Below are 25,196 nucleotides of genomic sequence, written 5' to 3'. Positions count from 1 at the left end.
TGATTTAATAAATGAAAATTTTTCCTTTTTTGGTGGTGTGAATTTTGAAATACAATCATTTCGTTCGGTTAATCATGTTCGTTTCATTAATTTGTTTTGTTTTATTATCTTATGGCTTCGCAAAAGGCGCCTATACTGTTTTAAATCCACAAAAAAGCAAACTAATTGTTAATAGTAATGATCAGAAAAAGAGTACTGATAAAGGTCATAAAAGCGAAAAACTAAAAATCGTTGCCTTAGGAGACTCACTAACTCGCGGTGTCGGTGATGATGAAGGAACAGGATATGTTGGAAGATTAAAGACCATTCTTCAAAAAGAAAATAAGCAAACAACTTCTATAACCAATTTAGCTGTTAGTGGTGCTAAAACTTCAAATTTATTAAATGATTTAAAGAAAAAAAACATACTAGAAACGATTGGCTCTGCGGACATAATTGTTCTTTCTATTGGGAGTAACGACTTATTCCCTGGTGCTAATCAATTAAATGAACAATTTATAAAGTCATATCGACCAGATGAAAAAACATTTAAACGTAATTTACAATCAATTTTTAAACTAATCCGTCAAAAAAATCCTACAGCATCGATCTATGCGTTTGGTTATTATAATCCATTTCATAATGTTCAAGGATTGGATGCCTCATCAAGCTTTGTTTCAAGATGGAATAATCTTCTCGAAACTTCAGTACTTCAAATTAACAATGCATACGTAATTCCAACATTTGATCTATTTTATAACGAAGAAAATAAGTATTTGTACACTGACCATTTTCATCCGAACAGACACGGTTATATTGAAATGGCAAATCGCTTAACAAGTAAAATAGGAAGTCAGCTTCGAGGTGAGTCAAATGAATAAAGTTCTTAAATTAAATGGAGTTACTAAAAGCATTAAAGGAAAAGTCCTAGTTGATCAAATTTCATTTGAAGTAAATGAAGGCGAAGTATTTGGCTTCCTAGGTCCAAATGGGGCTGGAAAAACAACCACTATTCGAATGCTAGTTGGATTAATCCAACCAACAAAAGGAACGATCGAAATTGCTGGATTTTCGGTTAAATCTCATTTCAAGGAGGCCATGCGACAAATTGGGTGTATTGTAGAGAACCCGGAATTGTATGGATATTTAACTGGTTGGGAAAATCTAAATCAATTTGCGAGAATGTTAGGAATCAAAGATGATAAAAAAATAAATGAAGTAGTTAATTTAGTAAAATTAACTGATCGAATTCATGAAAAAGTAAAAACGTATTCGCTAGGAATGAAACAAAGATTAGGTATTGCCCAAGCTTTACTTGGAGGTCCTAAGCTTCTTATTTTAGACGAACCAACAAATGGTTTGGACCCAGCTGGTATTCGTGAATTACGAGAATTTATTCATATGCTCGTAAAGGAACAAAATATAAGTGTGTTTATTTCAAGCCATTTATTAAGTGAAATTGAAATGATCTGTGATCGAGTAGGAATTATTAATAAAGGTAAAATGGTTAGAGTTTCTACAGTAAAAGAATTAATAAAAGAAGCTGCTGAAAGAGTTGAGTGGCGTGTTTCTCCAATACAGAAAGCTCTAGAATTATTAAAGAAGGATTCCTCGATTCAAGATGTGATTGTAAAGGATGGGGTTATACTCTGTCGTATGTCACCTTTAAAAATTAATGAAGTTATTCAAAAATTCGTTGCAAATGACGTACAAGTGAATGGCGTTAAGACAATGTCTGAAACATTGGAAGATTTATTTATGGAAATGACTGGAGGCGAAGTTCGTGGCTGAGCTAATTAGACTCGTCTTTAACGAAATTGAAAAGATGGTTAGGAAACGAAGAATACTCGTTATCTTTTGCATTTTAGGAGTACTAATCCCTATTTTTGTTTATGCTCAATTGCAGCAAACTGAAGAAACAATTAAAAGACTAGGTACTGATAATTGGAAAGTAGCACTTCAACAAAAAATAGTCGATCAACAAAATAGATTAAACTCATCAGGAATACCTGAAGAATGGAAAAGTTGGTTAAAGGTTCAAATTGATCAGGAGCAATATTATTTGGATAATGACATAAATCCTACTACGCCAGGTGCTCCTACATTTATCCGAAAATTAATTGAACAAAGTATAGGATGGTTACTTTTACCTTTATTAGTCATGGTCATAACGATCGATATAATATCCGGTGAACGAAGCGATGGCACGATAAAACTACTACTAACCCGGCCTATCAAAAGATGGAAGGTCTTACTTAGTAAATACATATCAATTTGTTTATTAATCTCTTTTCTTCTCGTCCTATATGGGATAATGGCCTACGCCGTTTCAGGTTTCGTTTTCAGTTTTAAAGGCTGGACAGTTCCTGTATTAACAGGTTTTGTCATCAAAAATAATCAGCTATTAACGGACTCAGTTCAACTAATTCCACAATGGCAATACATCATAATGGCATTTGGACTAGCATGGTTCGTTTGTATTGTAATTGGAACGCTATCATTTATGGTATCTGTCTTAGTTAGAACGACACCCGCTGCAATGGGGATTATGCTTGCCGCGCTAATTACAGGTAGCGTACTAAGTGGACTGGCCACATCATGGTCTGGAGCAAAATACTTCTTTAGTGTAAACCTTGGCCTAACCGACTACCTAGCCGGTCAACTCCCATCCATAGAAGGACTAAACATGCACTTCTCTCTAATGAACCTATCAATATGGGGACTATCAGCATTATTAATCTCTTTTATTGTATTTGTTAAACAAGATATGAATTAAAATAGGATCATAGGGATAGGAAAAGTTTAATAACTCTTTCCCTATTCCTTTACTCTATCTTTTCCCTTTAACTTGCTCTTTGGCTCCACATGAATATGCGTATACTGAATTCCATGTTGTTCATGTAATATCATTTCAATTTGGTCCGTGATGCCGTGACTTTTACTGACGTCTATTCCGCCGTCTACTTCAATGACTACATCTGCAATTGTTGTATTTCCATACATTCTTGCTCTTAGATCAACTACTTTATGTACACCTGGCACTTTATGAACAGTTTCAGTAAAAAGAATCATTTCAGCAGGATCGAAACCATCTGTTAATAAAAGGGTAGCATCATAAAAAATATCCCACGCTGTTTTACAAATTATAAAACCTACTAAAATGGCAACAATCGGATCAATAATTGGGAAACCAATAGAAGCACCAAGGACACCAATCGTCGTTCCGAAACTTACTAATGCATCCGACAAATTGTCTTTCGCTGATGCCTCAAGACCCTTACTCTTCGTTTTTTTTGCGACTTTATTATTATAGAAGTAAATGCCAAACATAAAAATTCCAGAAGCAAACGCGACTACTGCCGCTAGCCTATTAGGAGTCTCAAAGTCCCCAACAAACAGCGACCGACTATTTTCAATGATGACCTGTAAACCAACTGACATCATAATAAAGGACGCTATTAAAGTAGCTACTTGTTCTGCTCTTGAATGACCGTAGGGATGGTCTAAATCTCTTGGCTTTCTTGCAATTCTAATGCCGATAAAAACGGCTAAAGTCGCACCAATATCCGTCACATTATTAAGTCCATCTGCTAAAAGAGCACTAGAATTTGTATAAAAACTAACTAGTACTTTCACAGTTGCAAGAACTAAATAGGAAACAATGCTTAACATAGCAGCAAAGTCTAATTGCTTTTGAAGACTTTTCTCCATGAACTCACCCCACCCTAATAAAAAATCATATGGCTTTATCTTACCCATAATGCAATTTTTCCATTTTAAGTAAAAAGAAAAAGCAGATTCAAATGATTAGACAAAGTCCCAAAAATTTGCTTTTTCACTATGTTTTTATATTGTAGACAATGATCATTTCAATCAAATAAACATAAAAAAACAGATTCAAAACGAATCTGTTTTTTCTTCTCTCCTGCCCTTATAGTGGCTTAGGATTATAGCTTGAACCCGTTAAGTCTGTTAAATCACAAACTGTTTGCCATAATTCAGGATAAAATTCAAATCGTACCGCACGTTCTAATGCTTCTGCTGGTACTCCTTTTAAGCTCTTTGTATTCATACCAATCATGCGACGCACAAGTTGAATATGCAATCTGCGGAAAGATTGGAATCTTTCATCGAAGCATGTTAACTCTTGCATTAATTGGAATAACTCAAAGTTTTTAGCTGCGTCTTGATGTAATTGAACTGTTGTAAGTAAATTTTCATCTAATAGCTCTTTAAAAGGCTGCCAAAGTGTTGGACCTAATTTTAAAATTTCATTAAATCCTGGTGAATCTTGACCGCTACCTCTTCCTAAAGCTAAACGAATAATATGATAATCACTTGGGCTTACTAGTTTTACCATATCAAATACTGCTGGTAAATGTACTAGGTGATTATTAATACGTTGTAAGTGATGTGTTGCTTTTGTAATCTCTTTTGCACGCATATGTTTATCTGCAAAATGAATAGATTGGATGATTAATTTAAAATGTAACTCGGCAATTTGGTGAACTGTTTGAAACGTTAATTCATCTGGACAAAATAATTCTTCATCAGGTTTTTGTAAACTTAATAATTCATCTGTTCGAATATATTTTTCGTAGTCTGTCAGTTTTTTTTGCTCTTGTGTCATGTCTTTATCCCCCTAAACTAATTTACGTAAAACTGCTCGTACTGGACTACCATCAGCATCAGTTAATGGTAGTGGTAATGCAATAAGTTCATACTCTCCTGGAGATACATTTCTTAAATCAATCGACTCTAAAATATGAATTCCAGCATGTTGTAGTGCATGATGCGCTTCTAGATCCTTACTATCAAGCGGATCAACTGAAGGTACATCTACTCCAACTAATTTAATTCCTTTTTCATGTAAAAACGCTACTGCGTCCTTTTCAATATGTGGAATCCTCTCCGGGAAAACGCTATCATTTTTCCAAGAATTTGTTTTGATTAATAAACGTTCTACACCATCTAATTGAAAAGCTTGTAAGTCTGATTTTTTAATACGATCTACTTCAATCATCTCAATTACTTTTGCAATTCCAACATATAAATTAGGATCTAAATCGATTACTCTCTTACCGTTTTCATCAAAATGAAAAGGTGCGTCAATATGAGTCCCTGTATGGGTGCTTAAGGTTAACTTCCCAACATTAACCGAACCACTTTCCTCTTTAGTCCAGCTCAATTCGAATGAAAAATTCGTATCACCTGGCCATACTGGCATACCATCTTGCAATCTTCTTGATATATCGATTAATGACATTCCATACAACTCCTAAGCAATAATTTCTCGTTCGTTTTTAAACTGTTCGTATTGCTTCTCAACCATGATTTTCTTTAAGATTTGTACACTATTCCAAACATCTACATAAGAAGTGTAAAAAGCAATCGGTGCAAGTCTAATTACGTTTGGTGCTCTAAAGTCAGGAACAATTCCGTTTAACTTTAATGCTTTACAAATTCTTGCCGCATCATCATGTTCAAGACAAACATGTCCGCCGCGATTTGAATCTTCAAGTGGATTACCAATCGTAAAATTAAACTCACTTAATTCTTCATTTATTAAGCTCATTAAATAAGCTGTACTGTGTAATGATTTTTCACGAATTTTTTCAATGTTAGCTTCTTTATACATTTCAAGTGAGCCAACAAGTGGAGCCATACTTAAAATGTGAGGTGTACCTATTTGATAAGCACTTGCTGTATCAGCTGGTGTAAATTCATGCTTCATATCAAACTGCTTCTCTTTGTTTGAACCGAACCAACCAGCTAGTCCAGGCATTGTACTAAAATGCTTTTCGTGAACGAATAAACTTCCTACTCCACCTGGTCCACTATTTAAATATTTATAATTACACCAATAAGCAAAGTCCACATCCCATTCATGGAACTGATGAGGAATTGCTCCAACAGAATGGCATCCATCAAAACCAATCATAATTCCACGATCATGTGCAGCTTTCGTTAATTTCTCTATATCTAATAATTGTCCACTTCGATATAAAACAGTAGGAAGAATAATTAGTGCAATTTCCTCAGTCATTGCTTCAATAATATCTTCTTCTCTAATTGTTCGGCCATCGCGGCTTTTAACTTGAATCAAATGGGTCTCTGGATCAAAGCCCTTTAATTTTAATTGACTTTGAATCGCATAAATATCAGATGGAAAGTTTAGCTCATCTGCTAATATTTTTGTTTTCTGACCGGTTGGGTGATAAAAAGATGCAATTAATTGGTGAAGATTTGTAGTCGTCGAACCTGTTACGATTACTTCATTCTCTTTTGCTCCAACTAATGGTGCACTTAATGCTCCCAATTTTTCCGCAAAATAATACCATGGATGATCGCCTTGCATCCATCCGTCGATTGCAAGTGTCTTCCATGAATCTAATAAATCTAGTAAACTTTGTTCTGCTCTTTTTGAAAGAAGTCCTAGCGAATTTCCATCAAGATAGATTGTATTAGGTTGTAAGTAGAACTCATTACGATAAATCGCTAAAGAATCTTTTTGATCTAGTAATTCTGCAAATTCTTTTGTTGGTTGAAACATCCCCTGTTTTACCCCCCTTGCAATAAATAACCTACTATATTAAAGGTATTGCGATTAATACTATATGTCAATATTTTCCGAATATAATATTAAATAAAAAAGTGCCAACAAATCCAAAATATCCCTATCTTAGATTTTGGCACAATTTATTCTTCATTTAATTCCTTTTACAAATGTAAATCCCGTTTTTTAAACGAAATATAAGTGATCAAAGTTAAGATGATGATCAATCCAATTGAGATCGTCGTAAAAATACCGTCAAACCCTCCACCATACATAATATCTTTCGCTTCAAAATACTTAAATGGAGTTAGATATTTCAATCCTTCAATTTTGTGATTCAAGTCAATCGCAATCGACAAGATAAATGTGATTAATAGAATACCAGTTGCATATGATGCAGCCTTTTTCGAATTTTTACTAACGGCAGCAATAGCTGAGCCAATTACTAAAAATAGTAGCTGTAAAATTAACATACCGACCATTACAACTGCTATATTACCGTTTACAGCCTCACCTTTACTATACTTACCAACTATTAATATACTAGATATCCACGTAATACCATTAAAAATTATAATGTTTACTAAAGCACTCATTAATTTAGACGTGATGATCTTTACTCTAGAGGTAGGTTTTACAAATAAAAACTCTGCTGTTTTATCTCGTTCTTCTTTTGCAATGATATTAGCTCCAAGCATTGCCGCATGAATAGTTGCCATTAAATATAAATATAAAACTAATATGCCAAAATATCCGCTTGCCTTTGATAAATCTAAAGCCCCTGAACCCATGATTGCTTGAAGAGATTTTGGCATTTGATTAAACAGATCGGTTATTTGACCATTCGAAGCAGTTGCCTTATATTTAGCCATTCCACTACCTACTAAAAAAACGATACCGATACTCCAAAAAATAATCGATTTACGATAAGTCTTCAATTCTCTAATAAATAGATTCATTTCCACCCTCCCTTTCCTTTTACTTAAACTGCATGAACATCCTTCTTCTTATAAATTACGTAACTTGTAATGATCGAAATTAAAATAATTCCAATAGATACAATTAAAAATTGAGTTTCAAATTTTGAATGAGCAATTATATATTTAGGTTCAAAATATTTAAAAGGTGATAGAAATCGCTTTGCATTGCTTTCATCTGTAGCAACTACCATACCAACTACAAAAAATCCGAAAACAATAGCTAGCGAGATTGATAGAACTGCTTTTATCTTTGGAAACACAACTGAAATTAAAATACCTATTCCTAAAAATAGTAGCTGAGTAATAAACAACGAAATAGAGAGTAAAATAATCAATTGATTACTAAAATCGGCTGTTTTTACATGCTGTGCCATCAAAATAGTTGATACTAGATAAAATACATTCGTAATCGCTAGTGAGACAACGCCTGCAAAAATTTTAGAAGTCATAACTTTTGTTCTAGTTATTGGTTTTGTTAAAAGAAAATCGGCCGTTTTTTCACGTACTTCTTTTGAAACGATCGAAGTCCCTAAAATCATCGCTTGAATCGCACCGCAAAGAGAAATATAGATAAATACATATGAGTAAAATCCCAATATGTTGCCAAAACTCTCAATCTCTAGTCCAAGAGCTTTTCTTACTCCTTCAGGATAACCCTCCAACACCTTTGAAAACTCTGCATAGTCCTTTGCAATGGCTGGAAAAAGCGATAAGAAAAAAACAACGATTGCCATTAAAGAAGCCGTCCAAATGAAGGTGGATTTCCGATAAGCTTTTAATTCATGTAAAAAAATATTCATTGCTTATTAGGCCTCCTTTTCATAATAATGTAAGAAAATTTCCTCCAGATCTGGCTCTTCAATCCATAAATTTTCAATTTCAATTTCTGCTATTTTTTTCAAAACTTTATTAATATTCCCCTTATAAATAAAGCTAATTGTTTTACCTTTTACTTCAATATTATTTACACCTGACAGATTCAAGAAATTTGGATCCATTCCATCTTGAATATCTATTTTAAATCGTTTGTAATTGTTTTCTTGTAACGTACTGATTTTTTCAACCGTAACAATCTTACCCTCTTTAATAATTGCAACGCGATCGCACAATCGTTGAACTTCACTTAATATATGAGACGAAAATAAAATCGTAGCTCCTTTTTTATTTTCCTCTTCCAGCAAATCAAAAAATCTTTGTTGCATTAAAGGATCCAGCCCACTTGTCGGTTCATCCAATATGATTAACTTCGGTTCATGAAGTAATCCTTGAACAATCCCTACCTTCTTTTTATTACCTAACGATAAATCATCAATTTTCTTCGTTAAATCGAGATCCATGATTTCTGCTAATTCTTTCATTCGTTTAGTGCAGTCTTTCTTATAAAAACTAGCTGAGTATTTTAACAAATCCATTACTTTCATATTGTCATAATAAAAAACTTCAGATGGTAAATAACCGATTTCTTTTTTGATTTCTGGAGCAAACTGTATACAGTCCTTTCCAAATATTTTCGCACTGCCACTTGTTGGATAAATTAAAGACAGTAAAGTTCGAATTGTTGTTGATTTACCCGCGCCATTTGGACCAATAAATCCAAAAATTTCTCCCTCTTCTATATTAAAACTTATATCTGAGATTCCTCTTGAATTGCCGTAGGTCTTTGTTAAATTGCTAATTTCAATCGCGTACATAAATGAACCTCCTGCATAGTTTTGAAATATTTAAATACGACTATTACAAAATTAGTATATACCTCAATTCCTAAAATGAGAATACATTTTGAAATATTCTTAATAAATTATTTCAAAAGATGATATACTATTGTATAGATAATGACGGAGGTACAGATATTGGACGGATATAAAAAACGAACTCTACAGAAAATGGAGAATATTGAATTAAGCACAACTTCATTATTGTCATTACCATTAAATGATATAAAAATTGCAGATATTGCAAAATTAGCCAATGTATCTCAAGTATCAATTTACAATTATTATGGCAGTAAGGAAGCATTATTAAAGGCAACTATTGTTCGACTAATGGATCAACAATATGATGAAACAAAACAAATCCTTTCAAGTGAAATTCCTTTTAATGAAAAAATTAAAGAACTTTTTATTCGTAAGAAAAAAGGTATAGATATGATCAATCTTGAAATGTTTACAGCCTTAATGAAAAAAGACCCCAAACTGCAAGAATTAGTTTTAGACTTTACAATGAACAAATCATTCAAATTGTTAACTTCATTAATCGATGAAGGACGTTCACTTGGACTCGTACGAAACGAGGTTCAAAATAAAACATTATTAATCTATATCCAAGTCTTAAGCCAAGGTTTTTTGAATATGGATCCAACAACCTCACAATATATCCAACAAAAAGAAGTAATAGATGAAATTATGAATTTATTCTTATATGGATTACTTAAACAAGAAGACTAAAATAAAAATGTATCTTTGCTTAGAGCAAGGGTACATTTTTATTTGGAATATTCTTCTAGGTAAACTTATCCATCGATTTGTATTATCTTACTCCTTTTGCTCATAGAATGAATTACCTATCATTTACTTTTAATCTTGGAGGAGACTATGAGCAAAACTATTCGATGGTTTAAAGAAAATTGCGATGAAATAAAACGAGGCCTAATTGGTGGATTTACTATTTTTAGTCTAGCTACTATTTTTTTCACCACAGATTCCCCGAAAGAATACAATCAAACTGCCTGTCTAAAATGGGAGTACAACAAATCAGCACAAGTTAATGTCTGCTCAATCTACAAAACCTCTAACACTAACACAATTCCATATGGAACAATGATTAAGACAAAATAAAAATCAAATTTTTTGGGACTTTGTCTACACACTAAAAGGATAAGGCAAAAATGCCTTATCCTTTTACACGTCCTTCTTCTTAAAGATTTCACCAGCAAAAACAAGGAAGAACAAAATATAAATGACCAATATGGTAATAGAAAACTCAATTCTCATCCCGTTTTCAATATTGATGCCATTTGTGTAAACTGTTAAATCCGTGTGCATAAATGGTAGAAACTTAGACCAGTCTTTTGTTCTTAATAATGTTCCTATGACATCTGAAGTTGCTAGTAGAATTATACTTATTAATAAAGAAATACTGCTTGTCTTTAAAATCGTTGATAAAAAATAAGCAACAGCTACAAAAAATAAGTATGGTAGGAGATTAATTAAATAATCATTTAGTAAACTTGGTAAAATCCCCTGCTCTACTACATGGTTATTTACATATTGTAAAATTGGTTGTGTACTAAAACTTAACCCGTTGAGTGCGCTTCCTATAATAAAAGAATAAATAATGATTGCAAATGAAAAGACGAAATATAAAATTGCCAAACTTATAAATTTTGCATAATAGATCATTCTTCTCGTTGATGGTTTAACTAGCAAGAAATTAATCGTTTTCCATTGATGCTCTTTTGACATCATATTACTTGCAAAATAAATAAGAAGGATTCCAATAAAGTTCGTTACGACTGCACCTTTTTTCATAAAGTCCAAAACTGTATGTTGCTGAATTGGTGAGATATTATGTTCAAGGCGATACTTATTGATTTCATATGTTTCTTTTTGTTCTTTTGCATATGCAGGTAAATCCGACTGATTTTGTTCTGCTAATACTTCTTCAATCTTTTTATTTTCTATTTTTAATTCGGATCTCCAATTTTCAACCTTGGCTTTTCCACTTTCCTTTTCTACATAATCCCATCTACCTAGTACGATGATAAAGATAAATAAAATAATTAACGAAATGATGAATGACTTTTGAACGAATATTTTGCGTAGTTCATTATCTATTAATCCAATAAAATTACTCAATGACATTTCCCCCTGTCAATTGAATGAACAAATCTTCTAACCTTTCTTTTTTACGTGTTACGTAATAAATATCTATTCCAGCCAACACTAACTCTCTCATTAAAGAAGGAATCTCCTCTTCATTCATTTCAAAAATAATTGCTTCATCATTAATAATCTCAAATTTGTACTTGTTGTCTATGTTTGCAAAACTACTTTCAAATGCTCTAGTACTTTTTACAACTACTTCAATAAATAACTTCTCTCCATCATTATCATTCAGCTCAATTGATTCAACAAATTGACCATTTTGAATAATAATTGAACGATCACAAATCAATTCGATCTCAGATAATAAATGACTAGATAGTAAGATAGCCGTTTGCTCAACTTCCGCAATACGTTTTAAATAATCACGGATTTCTCTAACTCCGGCCGGATCCAATCCATTAGTTGGCTCATCTAAAATTAAAATTGAAGGATTATGTAATAATGCTTGAGCAATTCCTAATCTTTGCTTCATCCCTAAAGAATACGTTGAAAACTTTTTATGTATTGCATTTGAAAGACCAAGTAAGTCGATTACCTCAAGTACTCGCTCCTTTGAAACACCTTCTAACATACGTGCAAAGTACATTAGGTTTTTGTATCCACTATAAAAAGGATAAAAAGCAGGCGTTTCAATCATAGCTCCAATTTGCTTAATCGACTCTTTAAAGCTGTCCTTAATTGAATGGCCATGGATATAAATTTCACCACTAGTGATACTCATAAGACCAACAATCATACGCATTGTCGTAGTTTTCCCTGAACCATTTGGCCCAAGTAGCCCTAAAACCTCACCCTTATATAATTCAAAGCTAATATCTTTTATAATTTCTTGATTCTTAATCGTCTTATTTACGCCTTTTAGCTCAAGAACAATAGCTTGCTCCATCTTTTAGGCCCCCTATATCTTTCGTAATCTCTAGATAACTATTAAAGTTTTCCCCTTCCTTTTCTAAATAATTAATGCTATTCTCATGGAAGGAATTGAAAGGAGAACTTTATGAAAAGAATACCATATTACTTAGTATTTGGCTCATTTATTCCATATTTACTAATCTTTGCTTTACCTTTTTTACCTGTTTCAGGAAGCTTTAAAGCTGGTCTAATCGCTCTATTAGTTATTCTTGGAGAAGCAATGTTTTGGATTGGTGGAGTTTTTGTGGGTAAAGATGTTATGACTAACTATCGTAAAAAATTGAATCCTGCAAAGTGGTTTAAAAATAGAAGGAAGCAAGAAAACTGATTGAAGGGGATGTCTTTTAAGTTCGGATACTTAAGAGGCACCCATTTTTTATGTTTGTGGACAGAATACGAACAAAATATGTACTTTGTTTATAAAGCTGTGAACTTTGTTCATAAACCACCCAGTTTTGTGCATAAACGAGTATTTTTTGTTCATAAAGCTTGTTGGTGTTATTAAATGTAGATTCTTTATGTTGATAACTAGCCAATTCAAATTGATTAAACGCGAACATAATTGAACAATGTTGATAAAGTTGTGAACTTCGTTGATAAAGTCGTGAACTTCGTTGATATATTACTAAATCTCGTTGATCTATCGTCCAAATCTGTTGATTTATTGGAAAATCTCGTTGATCTATCGACTAATGCTGTTAATATGTTTACAAATTTCATTGAAATTAAGATTAAAGTCTCTAAAAAGTTAGGAAAAATTTGAGCAAGATTCAATAACATAGAAAAAACCCACAAAATTGTGGGTTCTAGTGAGTAGACAAAGTCCCAAAAATTTGATTTTCAGACTGACCTTATTTACCTTCTAATTGCTTCCATTTACTTTGTATAACAGGCTGTTCATAATCCTGCATAAGTTTTAGTAATTCTTCTGCATTGTCCGAAACAACAACTAAAGATAATGTATTTTCGCGCATAAATCCTTCTTTTACAGCATGTTTAAGTAAATCTAGTACAGGGGTAAAGTAGTTATCAACATTTAATAAACCAATTGGCTTATTGTGGATTCCAATTTGTGACCAACAAATGATCTCAAATAATTCATCGAAAGTTCCAATTCCTCCAGGCAGCGCAATAAAACCATCGGACATTTCGTTCATTAAAGCTTTACGCTCATGCATTGTTTTTGTTTCAATGAATTGCGTCAGTCCTTTGTGAGCAACTTCTCCACGAAATAATCCACCTGGCATAATGCCAATGACATTTCCACCTTGCTTTAAAACTTCATTTGCGATTTCTGCCATAATTCCTAGTCTTGATCCACCGTAGATTAAATCTATATTGTTACTAGCAAATAGAGCACCTAGTTTTTTAGCTTGAAGACTGAATGACTCTCTATTCCCAAGATTTGAACCAGCATAAACACAAATTTTCTTCATAAAATGTCACTTCCTTCGAGGTATTTTACTTTATTTTAACATATCTTTCGATTAGGATTGTAAAGATAAAGTTAACTAAGTTTTTTTAGGAGTTGAAAATGATGAATTTAGGTACAATTGGAACAAGCTGGATTACAGAAAGTTTTATCGAAGCTTCAAAAGATAGTAAATTACTTAATTTAACTGCGATCTATTCTAGAAATGAAGAAACCGCAAGAGCATTTGCTTCAAAGCACGATGCTCCTAAGTTTTTTACGAGCATCGAAGAGTTTGCAAAAAGCCCTGAAATCGATGTAGTATACATAGCGTCGCCGAACTCATTACACTATGAACAAACAATTTTATTTTTAAAAAATAAAAAGCACGTCATATGTGAAAAACCAATCTTCTCGACAACAAAAGAATTAGATCATGCCTTTAAAGTGGCTGAAGAAAATGGGGTATTTTTATTTGAAGCAATACGTAACTTCCACTCCCCAAACTTTACAGCTTTAAAGGAAGGTCTAGCAAAAATCGGTCAGATAAGAAGTGCTAATTTACATTATCTACAATACTCTTCTAAATATGATGCATTCCTTAGAGGAGAAAATCCAAATGTATTCTCTCCTGATTTTTCTGGTGGTGCATTAGTAGATTTAGGTGTATATCCGATTTATGTAGTGATTGGTTTATTTGGAAAACCGACTTCTGTAAATTATTTACCTGTAAAACTGCGAAACGGTATTGATGGTAGTGGAACACTAGTTTTAAATTATGAAGACTTCACTTGTAGCATCCAATGCTCTAAAGTCTCTCAATCCTATATTGAAAGTGAGATTACAGGTGAGATTGGCTCTTTAGTTCTTGATAAACCATCTCCAATATCAAAAATTACTTTGATCAACCATAAATCAAAGGAACGTGAATCATTGGAAGTTAGCCAAGTACAAAATGATATGCTATATGAAATCCAAAATATTACTCGCATTATTAAAGAATCTAACCAAGTAGAATATGAAAATTTAAAAGAGCTTAGTAAAATAGTTTTAACTGTAACAGAATCTGCTAGAAAACAAGGCGGAATTGTTTTTGGAGTAGAAAAAAATTAATAAAAATACCAGTCATCCGATTAGTTGGATACTGGTATTTTTTATTTATTGAGAATTAGTATCGTCTTCTGATAGTCCAAAGAGTAATCTTGATTATCGATAAAGTATGGAAAATAACCCATTTGAGGAATTACCTTCTTAGGAACTACTGTATTTACACCATTGTTTATCACTTTATCTATTACTTCATCGATCGAAGTTACATCGATTGAATTCGAAATATTTAGCATAATTAAGTGCTTTTTCAATACTTGGCAAGCTCAAATTTAATCACTCTTCTCATTTCAATCATCTTCTTAAGTAATTTATTTGATTATATGTAAGGGCTGATTAAATAATTAATCAGCTCTATTATTTTTTATAATACAATAACCCATCCAACCCCAGGGATAAAGTGCCATCTTCTTCCTTGAAAAATATAATATCCTCCTGACCAATACCCTCCTGGTCCTGGAAATCCATGTCCTGGTCCATGTCCATGTCCTGGACCGTGTCCTGGCACATGTCCGTGTCCTGGCCCATGTCCGTGTCCTGGTCCGTGTCCGTGTCCTGGTCCGTGTCCTGGTCCTGGTCCGTGTCCTGGTCCTGGTCCGTGTCCGTGTCCGTGTCCGTGTCCTGGTCCGTGTCCGTGTCCTGGTCCGTGTCCGTGTCCTGGACCGTGTCCTGGCCCATGTCCCTGACCTGGTCCATGTCCAGGTTGTGCATATCCTGGACCAGGATATCTGCTATATAGATCATCATAAAACATATACTCACCACCTAAATAGAATCGTAATCCTTATAGCTTATTAATTCTATTTGAGACATGAGCAGGTACTAAGTACTTTATCTAATACTTTCATTTAATTGATGATTTTGCCTATACGTTTTTAAAAGTATTCATAATTAAATGCTTACCGTGTTTTTTCATTCAATACAGTCTTCAAGTTCTTTATATAAAGACATACTTTTTAAGTCTAATACTTCCAATTCTTGATGATATTTCTGTAAACTTTTTAGATCATTTTCAAGCATCATTTGCTTATTTAGTTCACTGATCGCTTCTTCTAACTGATAGATTTCATTTTCAATGTCTTCTATATTTCGTGATTTGGTTTTTAATTTTTTTATCGGTTTAGAATCCAAATTCGGTTTTACTGCTTTTTCTTTTTCTTGTTTATTTCGATATAATGTCATTTTTTCTTTCGCGACTTGGTATTCCTCAATAAATTCGAAAAGAGTTCCATTTTCTAACCAGTAAATTTTTGAAAATAGCTTATTGATGAAATAACGGTCATGCGAGACGGAAAGAATGGTTCCTTTAAATTTTTCTAGAGCATCTTCTAATACTTCTCTAGATTCAATATCTAAATGGTTAGTAGGCTCATCTACGACTAATAAATTAATATCTTGATACATAAGTTGAGCCAATCTTAATCTCATTCGCTCTCCACCACTAAGTTGGCTTACTTTTCGATAAACCATATAACCATAAAATAAGAAACCAGCTAATATATTTCGCGCTTCACCTTCTGTAACGTGTACTTCTTCTCTGAATTCTTGTAGTACTGTGTGATCCGAATGGATTGGTTCATAATGTTGAGATAAATAACCAATTTTCACACTGCTGCCAAGCTTTAATTTTCCTTCATCAATTTCAGTTTGACTTAAAATCATTTTTAATAAAGTTGATTTTCCTGTACCGTTATTCCCTACAATCACTGCTCTTTCTCCATAGAATAATGAGAAATTAAGCTGTTTAAATAAAACTTTGTCCGCAAAAGATTTTGAGAGATTTTCAGCTACAATGACATCTTTTCCACTTCGACCAGATTCCTCTAGTTGAAATGCCATTTTCTTTTTTTGTAAAATAGGACGTTTTAATCTTTCAATTCGTTCTAGAGCCTTCTCCATACTTCTAGCTCTTCTATGCAAACCAGCATTCGGTGGATTTGCCTGATTAGCCCACTCTCTAAGGCGTTTGATCGTTTCTTTCATCTTTTGAATTTTCTTTTGCTGCTCTTCATAAGCCTGGAATTCTTTTAATAATCTTTCCTCTTTTTGAACAACATACCTAGAATAATTTGTATGATAAACAATAATTTCTCCGTCTTCTAATTCTAAAATATGATTGACCACTTCATCTAAGAAATATCGATCATGAGAAATGACAATGATTGTTCCTTCATACTCCTTTAAGTACGAGCCTAACCATTCAATGGCTGATAAATCTAGGTGATTTGTTGGCTCATCAAGTAATAATAAATCTGGTTGTTGTAAAAGAACGATTCCTAATCCGATTTTTGTTTTTTCTCCACCGCTTAAGGAAGCAAATTGTTTAGAAAGTAAGTCAGTGATTCCTAATCCATTGGCAATTTTTGAAAGCGACGCTTCCATCTCATATCCGCCATTATTACTAAATTTCTCTTGTAATGATCCATAACTTATTAGCAATTGTTCTAGTGTACGCTCGTCGATTGTATTCGACATCTTTATTTCCAATTGCTTCATTTCATTTTCTATTTTCCGCAATTCTTCAAAGACTGTTAATAATACATCTCTACTTGTCATCTCATCCGGAAAAACAGGGATCTGCGCTAAATAACCAACTTTTAATCCTTTTTTAAAGTGAATTGAACCACTATCAGGCGATTCAATACCTGTTAAAAGTTTAAAGATACTAGTTTTACCACTACCATTTGCTCCAACTAAACCAACGCGACTACCTTGATGAACTTGAAATGATAAATCCGTAAATAATGAATTTCCACCAAACATTTTTGAAATTTTTTCTATACTACATGCAATCATGATTAATTCTCCTTCTATTTTTCCGTACCAATCCATAGAAAAAAGCCATAGACTATTGAACTCATCCATGGCTTAAATCATGACTTAAATAGAAGTGTGTGATCACACAATTATTTTATCAAATGAAGTCGTAGGAAAGAGTACGTTTTCGTTTTATTTGAGTTGTTATATTGTTAAAAAAGGACACAGCTATCCCGTTAACAGCTAAAAACGCAAATTTTGCACGACAATAATATAAAAACTCGATCATTTGTGCGCAAACCATTTGAAAACGTAACATCTTTTCTACACCTCCTTTTCGAACATAAATTTATTTAAATTATAAAATATTTTAACTTTTAGCACAATACCTATTATAGCTGGCTATACTTAAATTGTGAGTTATTGTTCGCAATTTATACCTATTTATTTTTCAACATCAAACTAAAGGAATTGAGGAGAGAAAATGAAAAAAATTTTACCACATATTTACGTTGAAAGCTGTAAAGAAGAACTTGAGTACTACAAGCAAATATTTGGTGGTGAGATCAAGAATACACAAACTGGTGATGGAATGGAAATGTTTAAAGGCCATGAAGGAAAATATATTCACGCAGAATTACATATCAACGACAACTGTGTAATTTATTTCGCGGATGCTTTTAGACCATTAGTCAAGGGAGACAATATTTGGACAACGCTTGATTTGAGTTCTGAAGATGAAATTAATTCAATATATGAAAAGTTATCAAAAGACGGAGAAATTCATATGGAACTCCAAGACACATTTTGGAACTCAAGATTTGCAGTCGTAAAAGATAAAAATGGATTTACTTGGGAGCTTAACTATTCGATAGAAGTATGACTAATAAAAGCGAAGAATATAAAATTCTTCGCTTCAGTTTGTAGACAAAGTCCTAACAATTTGATTTTCAGACTGATTGCCAGCGCTTGTCTTTCGAGGCGCGAAGCCTGATGANNAACGGTAATGAGCACCGCTTTAGCAGGCGAAGCAACGAAGAAAGCGAGCGTTTGGCGGGCAGTCTGCATTACCCCTTACAACTGTGTTAAGATAATTGGTTCACCTTTCGTTACTACAATTGTATGCTCGCATTGAGCTACTAAGCTTTTGTCTGGAGTCACAAATGTCCAGCCATCTCCTGATTCAATGATGTGGTCCGCATTTGCTGAGATAAATGGTTCTACTGCTAATACAAGACCATCTTTTAATAATGCTTTATCCATTGGATCGAAATAGTTTAAAATGTGTTGCGGACTTTCATGAAGGCTTTTGCCAATTCCGTGTCCTGTTAAATTTTCAATTACATTGAAACCGTTCTTACTTGCTTCATTAAATACAGCTCTTCCAATTTGGTTTTTCTTTGAACCTGCTTTTGTTTTTTTCATTGCAGCCCAAAATGCATCTTCTGCAGCTTTACAAAGCTTTTCTTTTAATAAATCACCATTGCCAATTACGAAAGAGATTCCAGTATCCGCATAGTATCCATCTAATTCTGCGGAAACATCAATATTAACTAAATCTCCATCTTGAAGTACGCGATCACCTGGAATTCCATGAGCAACCTCTTCATTTACACTAATACATGTTGTACCAGGAAAATCATATTCTTTTTGAGGGGCTGAAGTTGCGCCATGCTCTTCTAACACTTTTCTACCAATTTCATCTAATTCTTTCGTTGTCATTCCAACAACAGCCTTTGCTTTCATTTCTTCTCTTGCTAGCGCTACAATACGACCGATTTTTCTTAAAGCTTCTAATTCTTGTTCATTATTTATAATCATTTTATTGCTCCTGATTCTATTTGATAATATGTCTTTCTTTATTATGCCATAATATTAATATGTTATAGTCTTTTAAGCACTTATTCAACTTTTTCTTTTAATAGAAAAAGAGCCTCACTGAATTCCAGGGATGCTCTATTCTCCTCATTCGTTTACTTTTATCTTATCAGTCTTGAAAAGTATAAGGAATAGATGACTCGAGTAATTTTTCTATTCCTGACTTATGATAAGGCATTAATTTATTTGCAGTTTTTAGATCAATCCATTTAATTTGTAAAATTTCATCTTCATGAGTAATAACGATCTGTCCGCCGATTATTTTTGCAGCAAACGTAATCATAAGTGCATGATGTCCTCTTTCTGGAAAAAAAGCTTCATTGATTGCGATGATATTTCCTACTTCAACTTCAAGTCCCGTTTCCTCAAATGCTTCTCGAACTGCTGCTTGTTTTAATGTTTCATTATCCTCAACAGCACCACCAGGTAATGTCCAGATTTCATTTTCATTTTGTACCATTAAGACACTGTTACTTTCTTCATTATATAGTAGCGTATAAACTACATTAACCTTTTTCATTTTGTTACCTCTACAAGACTTTTGATATGATTCGTATCATTTAGAAATCTAATAAACCTGCCTCTATTATTAATCTCTAATAAGTGTATACCTGTATCTCCAGTAAAAAATCCAAAGTCTGTATGGATCGGCATCTTTAAGAAAGAATGGATTAAATTATGTATAACCCCACCATGGGCTACGATTGCAATTCTTTCTATGTGAGTTGAGTTCGCTAAAATTCTTGAAAAAATCATTTCCATTCTCATTCGAAATTCGATTGCAGACTCCCCATTTTCGACACGTTCATGAGGATGTTTAGGCATAGGAATCTTTTTTGCATCTTCAAATGATAGACCAGCTAACACACCATTATTATGTTCCATTAGGTCGTCTTCAAATTTCACTTCGCATCCTATACGATTCGATAGTATTGTTGCAGTTTCTTTAGCTCTTTTTAAAGTACTCGACCAAATAATTTCTGGAGCAAATTCATCTTTTACTCTTTCAGCCATTTTGTGAACTTGTTTAATCCCTAATTCTGTTAAAGAAAAATCAGCTCTACCTTCATGCACATTTAAAATATCGGCTTCAGATTGCCCATGACGAATTAACAAAATTTCCATAATACCCCACCCTCTCTTACTAACATTTTCTAGACACAGAAAAACATTATACCACTACTAGATAAATAGTCAAACTTTTCTGCAAATAAAGCAAAAAATGTTTTATTTTTTGTATTAAATAAAAGACTGTACAATTTTACCTTTTCCATCATTAACTTCTATTTCTGCAAATGCTCCGTTAATGAAAGTAAGTTGAGGTGGCACGTGACCGCAATCAATATCGTATATAATTGGTATTTCTAATTCTTCATTTAACTCTTTATATACATCTTCTATCGTATAGTTATCCACTGTTTGATTTGCTGCACTACGTCCAAATAATATTCCAGAACAATTTTCAAACCATCCTGCAAGTTTCATTTGTACTAAGGATCTTCTTAAATCTGTTGTATTCATTTCACAATTCTCAAAATACCAGATAATTGGTTTCCTTCGAATGTATTTTCTGCTAAATAATTGAACATCACCATAAGGAGTCCCGACAAGATGTCTAATTACATCAATACACCCACCAAGCAATCTACCTTGAACTTTTTCAGCTTTATTCGAAGTTGTTTTCCACTTTGTTTTTTCGGATAAATGAAATACATAAGGTGTTCGGTTTTCATGCTGCCATTTCGCTTGGAACAATGGTGATGAAGCTTGAATAACAGAGCCCCCGGACTTAGTTGCTAAAACTTTCTGCCACATTGCCGTTGTCTCATCAGAATATTCTCCTCTTAAATCGATTAAATTCGTACCGTGTGCAGTAGCAACCCCTGTTATTAAAGTAAATGCTAATATAATAATACTAGTGTCAGAATATCCTAAAATCCATTTTACTTTATAGCTATCAAACTCCAATTTATCGAGGGTTTCAATCGCAAGCTCTCCACCCCACGGCGGAAAGATTAAGTCAATTTCTTCATCTTTCATCATTCTATTTAACTCACTTGCACGCTTTTTTGCATTTGCTGATTTAGCTTTGTTTTGCGTCCAAACTGTATCTCCACATTCCAACTTAAACCCTTCTCTTTCCATACGGCTAATTGACTGCTTCATCAATTCATGGAATTGTTCCTTTAAACCTGATGACGGAGCTGTCACCCCAATCGTTGCACCACTTTTTAGAACAGGATATCTAATCATCTTATCACCTATTTTCTTTTTACTGATTCTAATAGAATACTATGTGAGATACAACCATAAATTCTTATCTTTCTATTTAAAAATATTATTTAATGAATGAAAGTGATTCTGATCATTCCCAACCAACAATAGCATAATCAAAAAAAGCCGATGAAATAATAAAAAATTAATTGATCGACTACTACCATTTCTTTAATCATATCAATTCTCCGCTTTGTCATTTACTTACTAGAACAATTGTATTAAATACGTTTTGATCTCATAATGATTCTTTCAAACTAATACAAACTAAAAGAAAAAGCTTGATAAATGCCAACTAAAAAAACACTACTAAAAAAATAATTAATTATTTTTTTAGTAGTGTTTTTTATTAGATTTCTTAAAAAAGTTGTTTAAATTAACGTTTTTTCCCCAATGGTACGACTAATGGCGTCATGGCAATTGGATCTGCAATTATCATACATTTTAAACCGAATACTTCTTCAACTAGTTTTTCAGTGATAATCTCACTTGGATTTCCTTGTGCAATGACTTGTCCATCTTTCATTGCGATTATATTATCTGCATATCTCGCAGCGTGATTCAAATCATGTAAAACAGCAACTAATGTATTTCCTTGCTGATTGAGATCTTTGAATAACTCTAGCAGTTCAATTTGATGAGCAATATCAAGATATGTCGTTGGTTCATCAAGAAGCAACATTGGTGTTTGTTGAGCAAGTACCATAGCGACCCAAACCCTTTGTCTTTGTCCTCCTGAAAGTTCGTCGACGTAACGGTGCGATAAATCACTCGTATTTGTAAGCTCCATCGCTGACATTACCGCAGCTTCATCCTCATCAGTCCATTGTCTTATCAGACTCTGATATGGATATCGACCATGTGCAATCAAATTGGCTACTGTAATACCATCTGGCGCAGTTGAAGATTGAGGCAACAAGCCTAGTTTACGAGCTACTTCCTTTGATTTATAAGACGTAATGGCTTTCCCGTCTAATAAAATTTTCCCTTCAGATGGCTTAAGTAAATTTGAAAGTGTTCGCAGTAGTGTTGATTTCCCACATCCGTTTGGTCCTACAATTACTGTAAATGATCCATCTGGAATCTGTACTGAAAGGTTTCTGGATATTATCCGATTATCGTATTTGATTGTAATGTTTTCTGTCCAAAGCCTTGACTCTGTCTTGGAATTTTTTTGGCTTTGAATTTCTGCCGCTGTTAACTTCATAATTCAATTTCAACTTCTTTCAATCAGAATTTCGTAATACATGAAACCCTAGTGATAAAGGACCTACTACATTGCAAATTTTTACTTCGTTTAAGCTGCTGAACGTGCTTGGCGAAATAATAGCCACACTAAGTATACTCCACCTAATGATAAAGTTACTACACCAACTGGAAAGATTGTTCCTGGAATTGCTCTTTGCGCGAGAACGTCCGCGCCTAATAAAAGAAATGCACCCATCATCGCTGCTGGTAAAATACTCTCCTCCGATTTCGTGATTCGTTTAGCTATTTGTGGCGCAACTAGTGCAACAAAGCTAACTGGACCAATTACTGCTGTCGGAGCTGCCGTCAATGCAACGGCAATTAAGATCAACACTAGTTGGGATCGTTCAATACGGACACCATGAGATTTAGCTGCATCCATACCGAGCTCCATCTCACGCAAAGGTCTGTTCATAATCCCAGCGCAAACAATTAGAAGAAGAACAGCAATTGCTGGAAGGACTACTCGCTTCCAATCAATTCCATTTAATGAGCCAACTCCCCAAGCTGCGGCAGTTAACGCGACCTCTGCCTCACTTTTAATAAGGAGCATCGAGTTAACACTTCCTAACATAGCCGAAATCGCTATTCCAACGATAATTAGGCGGAAATTCTGAGTTCCTTTTCGAAAAGCAAGCAAATAAATAAGAAGGGCTGTTGTGAATCCGCCTATTAAAGCACCACTAGCTACACCAATGTAGGAAGTTGACTTAGAGACAAGAAGCACAATAAGCGCTCCAGTATAAGAGCCTGAAGTAAAGCCAATGATATCAGGTGATCCTAATGGATTCCTAGTTATTGATTGAAAAATCATGCCACTTACTGCTAAGCCCGCTCCAAAAATAATCGCAGCTAACACTCGTGGTAAGCGCCAATCAACGACAACAGTTTGCGTCATCCCTGACGCCTGGCCAATAAGAGCAGAAAAAACTTCATTAACACTTAATTTCAGTGTACCTACCATTAATGCAAACATTGCTATTGCAATCGTGGCGATCAGAAGAATTGCGGTAACAATCATGCTCCTTACGTCGATGCGCACCTTTACAGGCCATTTAAGTTGTAGATAGTGCCGGCCATAATTAATGGGGCGCATAACATTCACTCCTTCTTACATTTAAACAATTGCCACAAATGATTTTCATATTATAATCCACTCGCTTTACGTCTACGTACAAGAATTAGTAAAATCGGTGCACCAACTAATCCGGTGATGATACCAACTGGAACTTCTGAAGGTAACAATACCACCCTGCCAATAATATCCGAAAGTATGAGTAGAATCGGTGCCGCTACAATTGAGTATAGAAAGATCCAGAACTGATCTGGACCTACAAACCATCGTACACAATGTGGCACCATTAAACCAATAAAACCAATTGGGCCAGCTATTGCAGTTGCACCACCAGCCAATAAGGTTATTGCTATCAAACCAATTGTACGAGTCACGCCAACATTTACCCCTAAGGATGATGCACGATCGTCTCCAAATGCGATCGCATTTAATGCAGGTGTAATGACAAAAGCTAATAAGGTACCAACAATTAAAATTGGAAGAACAAGCCAAAGGTCATCAAGACTTCTTCTAGCCAATGTTCCAACGCTCCAATTCAACATTCGTGCAAATGCCTTACTATTCATCATTGTTAATGAAGTTGTAATTCCACTCAATGTTGCCCCAATTGCTACTCCAGCTAGTGTAATTTGTACAGGTGTAGGTGCTTTTTTGCCGGCTCCTCCACTAATAACATACACCGCAATTGTTGCGATTAATGCACCAGCTAGTGCAAACCACATATAGGCAGACATCGATGTAACAGAAAATACTCCAACACCTAAAGCAACTGCAAAGGCTGCTCCAGCATTTACCCCAAGAATACCAGGGTCCGCTAGTGGATTTCTAGTTAATACTTGAATCAATGCTCCAGCTAATCCAAACGCAGGTCCTACCATTAGTGCAATAAGCGTTCGCGGTATCCGCGTATTCTGAATGATCGTATGATCATAGCTGTTGTTTGGAGAAAACAACGCATCCCATACAACTCCAAAAGGAATTGATTTTGCTCCAATCATTAAACTTAATAATACTACGGCTACCAAAAGTAAAAGTGCTACGATGAAGCCCAAAAACCGTTTCAACCGAATAGAAGTAATTGTTCTATTATTTGCACCAACTTCTTGAGTCGTTTTGTTTTTTGGTTGCTTCATCG

General features: G+C 34.0%; 29 protein-coding genes. 8 read left to right on the top strand and 21 right to left on the bottom strand.

Annotation, left to right across the window (positions count from 1 at the left end):
* Positions 1-44 precede the first annotated feature (44 nt).
* The 3 genes from COC46_RS13680 to COC46_RS13670 are packed head-to-tail and all read left to right on the top strand — an operon-like array spanning position 45 to position 2,755.
* Positions 45-860, top strand: coding sequence for a GDSL-type esterase/lipase family protein (locus tag COC46_RS13680; RefSeq protein ID WP_098810266.1), 816 nt, complete (start codon positions 45-47; stop codon positions 858-860).
* Complete coding sequence (locus COC46_RS13675; protein ID WP_098810265.1) at positions 853-1,770, top strand: ABC transporter ATP-binding protein; 918 nt, start codon at positions 853-855, stop codon at positions 1,768-1,770. The genes COC46_RS13680 and COC46_RS13675 overlap by 8 nt, the downstream gene beginning before the upstream one ends.
* Positions 1,771-1,795: 25 nt before the next feature.
* A complete protein-coding gene (locus COC46_RS13670; protein WP_255294904.1) occupies positions 1,796-2,755 on the top strand; it encodes an ABC transporter permease in 960 nt (319 codons plus the stop codon).
* Positions 2,756-2,796: 41 nt separating this feature from the next.
* Here COC46_RS13670 and COC46_RS13665 read toward each other — a convergent pair whose 3' ends face one another.
* The 7 genes from COC46_RS13665 to COC46_RS13635 all read right to left on the bottom strand — a co-directional run bounded on the left by COC46_RS13665 (position 2,797) and on the right by COC46_RS13635 (position 9,206).
* Entirely contained in the window at positions 2,797-3,690 is an 894-nt protein-coding gene (locus tag COC46_RS13665) for a cation diffusion facilitator family transporter (protein WP_098810289.1), read from the bottom strand.
* A 220-nt stretch (positions 3,691-3,910) separates the two neighbouring features.
* Positions 3,911-4,609: a tryptophan 2,3-dioxygenase family protein gene (locus tag COC46_RS13660; RefSeq protein WP_098810264.1), complete on the bottom strand. Its 699-nt coding sequence runs from the start codon at positions 4,607-4,609 to the stop codon at positions 3,911-3,913.
* 12 nt (positions 4,610-4,621) lie between these two features.
* Positions 4,622-5,245 (bottom strand): arylformamidase, encoded by a 624-nt coding sequence (gene kynB, locus COC46_RS13655; protein WP_098810263.1) that lies wholly within the window; start codon positions 5,243-5,245, stop codon positions 4,622-4,624.
* A 12-nt stretch (positions 5,246-5,257) separates the two neighbouring features.
* Positions 5,258-6,532 carry a kynureninase gene (gene kynU / locus COC46_RS13650; RefSeq protein WP_098810262.1) on the bottom strand — a complete coding sequence of 425 codons (1,275 nt, stop codon included), beginning with the start codon at positions 6,530-6,532 and terminating at the stop codon, positions 5,258-5,260.
* Positions 6,533-6,699: 167 nt separating this feature from the next.
* Complete coding sequence (locus COC46_RS13645) at positions 6,700-7,494, bottom strand: ABC transporter permease subunit (protein WP_098810261.1); 795 nt, start codon at positions 7,492-7,494, stop codon at positions 6,700-6,702.
* Positions 7,495-7,517: 23 nt separating this feature from the next.
* Positions 7,518-8,315: an ABC transporter permease subunit gene (locus COC46_RS13640; RefSeq protein ID WP_098810260.1), complete on the bottom strand. Its 798-nt coding sequence runs from the start codon at positions 8,313-8,315 to the stop codon at positions 7,518-7,520.
* Between the two features lie 6 nt (positions 8,316-8,321).
* Positions 8,322-9,206, bottom strand: coding sequence for an ABC transporter ATP-binding protein (locus COC46_RS13635; RefSeq protein WP_098810259.1), 885 nt, complete (start codon positions 9,204-9,206; stop codon positions 8,322-8,324).
* A gap of 159 nt (positions 9,207-9,365) precedes the next feature.
* Here COC46_RS13635 and COC46_RS13630 point away from each other — a divergent pair, with 159 nt between their 5' ends.
* Entirely contained in the window at positions 9,366-9,959 is a 594-nt protein-coding gene (locus COC46_RS13630) for a TetR/AcrR family transcriptional regulator (RefSeq protein ID WP_176545152.1), read from the top strand.
* A gap of 147 nt (positions 9,960-10,106) precedes the next feature.
* The gene (locus COC46_RS13625) at positions 10,107-10,349 is read left to right on the top strand and encodes a hypothetical protein (RefSeq protein ID WP_098810257.1); all 243 of its coding nucleotides are present in this window, start codon (positions 10,107-10,109) and stop codon (positions 10,347-10,349) included.
* A 63-nt stretch (positions 10,350-10,412) separates the two neighbouring features.
* Here COC46_RS13625 and COC46_RS13620 read toward each other — a convergent pair whose 3' ends face one another.
* Both COC46_RS13620 and COC46_RS13615 read right to left on the bottom strand, forming a co-directional pair.
* Positions 10,413-11,369: an ABC transporter permease gene (locus COC46_RS13620; RefSeq protein ID WP_176545151.1), complete on the bottom strand. Its 957-nt coding sequence runs from the start codon at positions 11,367-11,369 to the stop codon at positions 10,413-10,415.
* Positions 11,362-12,285, bottom strand: a complete 924-nt coding sequence (locus COC46_RS13615) for an ABC transporter ATP-binding protein (protein ID WP_098810255.1) — start codon at positions 12,283-12,285, stop codon at positions 11,362-11,364. Before COC46_RS13615 ends, COC46_RS13620 begins: the two co-directional genes overlap by 8 nt.
* 111 nt (positions 12,286-12,396) lie before the next feature.
* On the opposite strand from COC46_RS13615, the gene COC46_RS13610 reads away from it, so the two are divergent.
* Complete coding sequence (locus COC46_RS13610; RefSeq protein WP_098810254.1) at positions 12,397-12,639, top strand: transporter suffix domain-containing protein; 243 nt, start codon at positions 12,397-12,399, stop codon at positions 12,637-12,639.
* Between the two features lie 523 nt (positions 12,640-13,162).
* On the opposite strand, the gene COC46_RS13605 is transcribed toward COC46_RS13610, so the two are convergent.
* The gene (locus COC46_RS13605) at positions 13,163-13,747 is read right to left on the bottom strand and encodes an LOG family protein (protein WP_098810253.1); all 585 of its coding nucleotides are present in this window, start codon (positions 13,745-13,747) and stop codon (positions 13,163-13,165) included.
* Between the two features lie 101 nt (positions 13,748-13,848).
* Between COC46_RS13605 and COC46_RS13600 the strand changes: the two genes are divergently transcribed.
* A complete protein-coding gene (locus tag COC46_RS13600) occupies positions 13,849-14,835 on the top strand; it encodes a Gfo/Idh/MocA family protein (RefSeq protein ID WP_098810252.1) in 987 nt (328 codons plus the stop codon).
* 41 nt (positions 14,836-14,876) lie between these two features.
* Here the strand turns inward: COC46_RS13600 and COC46_RS21935 are convergent, their stop codons facing one another.
* The 4 genes from COC46_RS21935 to COC46_RS22220 all read right to left on the bottom strand — a co-directional run bounded on the left by COC46_RS21935 (position 14,877) and on the right by COC46_RS22220 (position 17,905).
* A complete protein-coding gene (locus COC46_RS21935) occupies positions 14,877-15,083 on the bottom strand; it encodes a VOC family protein (protein ID WP_141550904.1) in 207 nt (68 codons plus the stop codon).
* A 110-nt stretch (positions 15,084-15,193) separates the two neighbouring features.
* Positions 15,194-15,583: a hypothetical protein gene (locus tag COC46_RS22225; protein ID WP_176545150.1), complete on the bottom strand. Its 390-nt coding sequence runs from the start codon at positions 15,581-15,583 to the stop codon at positions 15,194-15,196.
* A gap of 158 nt (positions 15,584-15,741) precedes the next feature.
* Positions 15,742-17,625, bottom strand: coding sequence for a ribosomal protection-like ABC-F family protein (gene abc-f, locus COC46_RS13590; protein ID WP_098810251.1), 1,884 nt, complete (start codon positions 17,623-17,625; stop codon positions 15,742-15,744).
* A 118-nt stretch (positions 17,626-17,743) separates the two neighbouring features.
* Entirely contained in the window at positions 17,744-17,905 is a 162-nt protein-coding gene (locus tag COC46_RS22220; RefSeq protein ID WP_176545149.1) for an RAxF-45 family protein, read from the bottom strand.
* A gap of 165 nt (positions 17,906-18,070) precedes the next feature.
* On the opposite strand from COC46_RS22220, the gene COC46_RS13585 reads away from it, so the two are divergent.
* Positions 18,071-18,469, top strand: coding sequence for a VOC family protein (locus tag COC46_RS13585; protein WP_098810250.1), 399 nt, complete (start codon positions 18,071-18,073; stop codon positions 18,467-18,469).
* A 191-nt stretch (positions 18,470-18,660) separates the two neighbouring features.
* On the opposite strand, the gene map is transcribed toward COC46_RS13585, so the two are convergent.
* The 7 genes from map to COC46_RS13545 all read right to left on the bottom strand — a co-directional run bounded on the left by map (position 18,661) and on the right by COC46_RS13545 (position 25,194).
* Positions 18,661-19,407 (bottom strand): type I methionyl aminopeptidase, encoded by a 747-nt coding sequence (gene map, locus COC46_RS13575; RefSeq protein ID WP_098810248.1) that lies wholly within the window; start codon positions 19,405-19,407, stop codon positions 18,661-18,663.
* 166 nt (positions 19,408-19,573) lie between these two features.
* A complete protein-coding gene (locus COC46_RS13570; RefSeq protein ID WP_098810247.1) occupies positions 19,574-19,984 on the bottom strand; it encodes an NUDIX hydrolase in 411 nt (136 codons plus the stop codon).
* On the bottom strand, positions 19,981-20,589 hold the full coding sequence (locus COC46_RS13565; RefSeq protein WP_098810246.1) for a histidine phosphatase family protein: 609 nt from the start codon (positions 20,587-20,589) through the stop codon (positions 19,981-19,983). Before COC46_RS13565 ends, COC46_RS13570 begins: the two co-directional genes overlap by 4 nt.
* A gap of 114 nt (positions 20,590-20,703) precedes the next feature.
* Positions 20,704-21,717, bottom strand: a complete 1,014-nt coding sequence (locus tag COC46_RS13560) for a S66 family peptidase (protein ID WP_098810245.1) — start codon at positions 21,715-21,717, stop codon at positions 20,704-20,706.
* A 397-nt stretch (positions 21,718-22,114) separates the two neighbouring features.
* Positions 22,115-22,945, bottom strand: coding sequence for an ABC transporter ATP-binding protein (locus tag COC46_RS13555; protein ID WP_098810244.1), 831 nt, complete (start codon positions 22,943-22,945; stop codon positions 22,115-22,117).
* Between the two features lie 90 nt (positions 22,946-23,035).
* Positions 23,036-24,082: a FecCD family ABC transporter permease gene (locus COC46_RS13550; RefSeq protein ID WP_098810243.1), complete on the bottom strand. Its 1,047-nt coding sequence runs from the start codon at positions 24,080-24,082 to the stop codon at positions 23,036-23,038.
* A 50-nt stretch (positions 24,083-24,132) separates the two neighbouring features.
* Positions 24,133-25,194 (bottom strand): FecCD family ABC transporter permease, encoded by a 1,062-nt coding sequence (locus COC46_RS13545; protein ID WP_255294903.1) that lies wholly within the window; start codon positions 25,192-25,194, stop codon positions 24,133-24,135.
* Between the last annotated feature and the right edge of the window lie 2 nt (positions 25,195-25,196).

The sequence above is a fragment of the Bacillus sp. AFS041924 genome (assembly GCF_002577195.1).
Taxonomy (GTDB): Bacteria; Bacillota; Bacilli; order Bacillales; family Bacillaceae_G; genus Gottfriedia.
This window is presented reverse-complemented; position numbering and strand designations above follow the sequence as displayed.

Excerpts from the sequence above, each read along its gene's own strand:
- COC46_RS13675 (WP_098810265.1), top strand. The coding sequence starts at position 853 with ATGAATAAAGTTCTTAAATTAAATGGAGTTACTAAAAGCATTAAAGGA.
- COC46_RS13665 (WP_098810289.1), bottom strand. The coding sequence starts at position 3,690 with ATGGAGAAAAGTCTTCAAAAGCAATTAGACTTTGCTGCTATGTTAAGC.
- COC46_RS13660 (WP_098810264.1), bottom strand. The coding sequence starts at position 4,609 with ATGACACAAGAGCAAAAAAAACTGACAGACTACGAAAAATATATTCGA.
- kynB (WP_098810263.1), bottom strand. The coding sequence starts at position 5,245 with ATGTCATTAATCGATATATCAAGAAGATTGCAAGATGGTATGCCAGTA.
- kynU (WP_098810262.1), bottom strand. The coding sequence starts at position 6,532 with ATGTTTCAACCAACAAAAGAATTTGCAGAATTACTAGATCAAAAAGAT.
- COC46_RS13645 (WP_098810261.1), bottom strand. The coding sequence starts at position 7,494 with ATGAATCTATTTATTAGAGAATTGAAGACTTATCGTAAATCGATTATT.
- COC46_RS13640 (WP_098810260.1), bottom strand. The coding sequence starts at position 8,315 with ATGAATATTTTTTTACATGAATTAAAAGCTTATCGGAAATCCACCTTC.
- COC46_RS13635 (WP_098810259.1), bottom strand. The coding sequence starts at position 9,206 with ATGTACGCGATTGAAATTAGCAATTTAACAAAGACCTACGGCAATTCA.
- COC46_RS13625 (WP_098810257.1), top strand. The coding sequence starts at position 10,107 with ATGAGCAAAACTATTCGATGGTTTAAAGAAAATTGCGATGAAATAAAA.
- COC46_RS13615 (WP_098810255.1), bottom strand. The coding sequence starts at position 12,285 with ATGGAGCAAGCTATTGTTCTTGAGCTAAAAGGCGTAAATAAGACGATT.
- COC46_RS13610 (WP_098810254.1), top strand. The coding sequence starts at position 12,397 with ATGAAAAGAATACCATATTACTTAGTATTTGGCTCATTTATTCCATAT.
- COC46_RS13605 (WP_098810253.1), bottom strand. The coding sequence starts at position 13,747 with ATGAAGAAAATTTGTGTTTATGCTGGTTCAAATCTTGGGAATAGAGAG.
- COC46_RS13600 (WP_098810252.1), top strand. The coding sequence starts at position 13,849 with ATGAATTTAGGTACAATTGGAACAAGCTGGATTACAGAAAGTTTTATC.
- COC46_RS22225 (WP_176545150.1), bottom strand. The coding sequence starts at position 15,583 with ATGTTTTATGATGATCTATATAGCAGATATCCTGGTCCAGGATATGCA.
- abc-f (WP_098810251.1), bottom strand. The coding sequence starts at position 17,625 with ATGATTGCATGTAGTATAGAAAAAATTTCAAAAATGTTTGGTGGAAAT.
- COC46_RS22220 (WP_176545149.1), bottom strand. The coding sequence starts at position 17,905 with ATGTTACGTTTTCAAATGGTTTGCGCACAAATGATCGAGTTTTTATAT.
- COC46_RS13585 (WP_098810250.1), top strand. The coding sequence starts at position 18,071 with ATGAAAAAAATTTTACCACATATTTACGTTGAAAGCTGTAAAGAAGAA.
- map (WP_098810248.1), bottom strand. The coding sequence starts at position 19,407 with ATGATTATAAATAATGAACAAGAATTAGAAGCTTTAAGAAAAATCGGT.
- COC46_RS13570 (WP_098810247.1), bottom strand. The coding sequence starts at position 19,984 with ATGAAAAAGGTTAATGTAGTTTATACGCTACTATATAATGAAGAAAGT.
- COC46_RS13565 (WP_098810246.1), bottom strand. The coding sequence starts at position 20,589 with ATGGAAATTTTGTTAATTCGTCATGGGCAATCTGAAGCCGATATTTTA.
- COC46_RS13560 (WP_098810245.1), bottom strand. The coding sequence starts at position 21,717 with ATGATTAGATATCCTGTTCTAAAAAGTGGTGCAACGATTGGGGTGACA.
- COC46_RS13555 (WP_098810244.1), bottom strand. The coding sequence starts at position 22,945 with ATGAAGTTAACAGCGGCAGAAATTCAAAGCCAAAAAAATTCCAAGACA.
- COC46_RS13550 (WP_098810243.1), bottom strand. The coding sequence starts at position 24,082 with ATGCGCCCCATTAATTATGGCCGGCACTATCTACAACTTAAATGGCCT.
- COC46_RS13545 (WP_255294903.1), bottom strand. The coding sequence starts at position 25,194 with ATGAAGCAACCAAAAAACAAAACGACTCAAGAAGTTGGTGCAAATAAT.